General features: G+C 30.6%; 2 protein-coding genes. Both read right to left on the reverse strand.

Annotated elements, in window-relative coordinates; translation table 11 throughout:
• Nucleotides 1–249: 249 nt before the first annotated feature.
• Nucleotides 250–1,464, reverse strand: coding sequence for a hypothetical protein (locus CXF59_RS00080; protein WP_157824485.1), 1,215 nt, complete (start codon nt 1,462–1,464; stop codon nt 250–252).
• A gap of 135 nt (nt 1,465–1,599) precedes the next feature.
• Nucleotides 1,600–2,154, reverse strand: coding sequence for a toxin-antitoxin system YwqK family antitoxin (locus CXF59_RS00085; protein ID WP_101135708.1), 555 nt, complete (start codon nt 2,152–2,154; stop codon nt 1,600–1,602).
• Between the last annotated feature and the right edge of the window lie 44 nt (nt 2,155–2,198).

The following is a 2,198-nucleotide window of genomic DNA, read 5'->3' on the forward strand; positions in this document are numbered from 1 at the left end:
GCTTTCTACGATTTAATCGAATGACTTGAAGTGGAAATCCTTTTCCTTTTTAATCTTATAAAAATATCTCTAAAATTCATTGTCCAAATAACACGTAGATTAAGCCAATTACGCTCTAACGGTTCTCGGCTTTGCGAAGTGGCGGATTTTTAGCACTAATGTTCATTTGAAAAGCTGAACTTTTATTTTGCACTAAACTGTCATAGAAGCACTTAACCCGCCATTTTGCAAAACCGATGTTAGCAATAGTTATTTTACTTTTTGTTCAAATTTAAACGATTCCTTTCCGTTTGTTACTACAATTTCATAAACTCCTTTTTTTAATCCTAAATTACAGTTTTCCGTTTTATTTACCACTTCTATTATGTCAATAGGAACGGCTACATTTATATCTTCTCCTTTTTTGTATGCCAAAACCATTACAGGAAATTCTAGTTGAATATCGCCTAATGCAATAAAAACGTTTTTATTCCCATTTTCAAACAGCCAATTAGGTCGATTATCGATATAGTCTGTGTTAGGATGAAAAACTGCTATGTCTGTCCAAGCTTCTTCACGCTCATATTTAAACGGATTGTTCTTCTTGTCGATTATGATTGTAGGCTCTTTTATATCTAATGCTTTTAAAAGAGGATGATTAAATTTACCGTTGCTTTTCTCACTATAAACTACTTGATTAATGGTTAAGGGATTTATTCCTGTATATTCCGTTAATCTTCCAGCCATAGCTTTTTCCCAAGATTGATGAGTTCCCTCCAAAGCGTGGTCAAAACCACAATGAATTAAAAACTTTTCATTTGGTTTAGAGTTAATTACTTGCTGGATATTTTTTGCTTGTTCAATTTCTCGTTGTTTTCCATTTCCTTCTGCAATATCCTCATAGGCAAATAAATTATATCCTATTTCTAAGGCATCTCTAACTAAATTTCCAAACTGTGGATCTTTGATGTAATAACCTGTTTTTAGAATTGGATATTTTCGATTATTGAGTGTTGAATCTAAATAATCTCCATTTCCTAATGCTTCAAACCCTAAATTAGTATATCCGTTTTCGTAAAGTTTTTTAAGAAGTGATTTTGTAAATACTCTATGAAAAGAATTGTGATGAGCTTCATTTATTATGATTACTTGATTTTTATTAGCTTGTTCGATAATGTAATCAGTCGCATTAACTTTTGAATACGTTTGATTTATTGAATCTATTTGACTTTTAGAATACTCTTTTTCACTTGTCCTCATAGCAAAGTCCCAGTGAATTAAAGCATTTTTGTAATCACCTTTGGTGGCGTATTCAGAAGCCGAAATTTGATATTTCCAAGGAACAGTATCTGTGAAAACCTTGTTTTCTATTTCAGAAGAAAATTTGTACTCTGTTTTAAAATCAATTTTTTCAATTACGTTTTTTGACACTTTACAGGAGCTTAATAAAAGTACAATTGATAATATGTAAAATGTCTGTTTCATAATTATTGCTAACGTTTTGCTGCTTTGAGATGGCTGGAAATTCGTAACCTTTCAGTTTTCGGCTTAACGAAAACTTGATGCAAAACGGGAATTCCACTAAACTCCAGCTAGCTCAAAACAGCTGTTGGCAAATCGTTATTTTATAAATTTTCCATCTTTAAAGTTTTGTACTTCTAATAAATTTCCTTCTATATCATATACATTTAGTGTTCCATTTCCGTCTTTTAGAGTGCCTTTATCTAATTGCTTTCCATTGCCATCAAAACAATTAATTATATTCATTAGCTTTCCATCAGTGTATAATCTTTCACTATAAATTTTTCCATTAGTATGGGACCAATTCCATTGACCAATTAATTTTCCATTATCTAATTTTCCAATTCCTTCTTTATTTCCGTTTTCGTGGAAAAAATTCCACTCTCCGTCTTGTTTTCCATTATTAAATTTACCGATCTGGTGTAAATTGCCATTTTCGTGAAAAATTTTCCAAACACCAATTTCTGCTCCATCAAGGTATTTTCCTTTTTGAAATATACCTCCGTTTTTATGATAAAATTTCCATTTTCCATTTTTTAAATCACTTGATGTTCTCCCGATTTTTTTTAATTCACCACTGTCATAAGTTTCTTTCGTCATTTTACAAGAAACTAGTAATAAAGTCGTAATAATTACGATAATAATTTTTTTCATTAATTAATTCTTAATTTTTCCACGTTTCGTTTTATAATGTTTGC

Origin of the sequence: Flavobacterium sp. ALD4 (assembly GCF_002836475.1) — a bacterium.
Taxonomy (GTDB): Bacteria; Bacteroidota; Bacteroidia; order Flavobacteriales; family Flavobacteriaceae; genus Flavobacterium.

Bases quoted from the DNA above. Each gene is read 5' to 3' on its own strand.
- CXF59_RS00080 (WP_157824485.1), bottom strand. From the start codon at position 1,464: ATGAAACAGACATTTTACATATTATCAATTGTACTTTTATTAAGCTCC.
- CXF59_RS00085 (WP_101135708.1), bottom strand. From the start codon at position 2,154: ATGAAAAAAATTATTATCGTAATTATTACGACTTTATTACTAGTTTCT.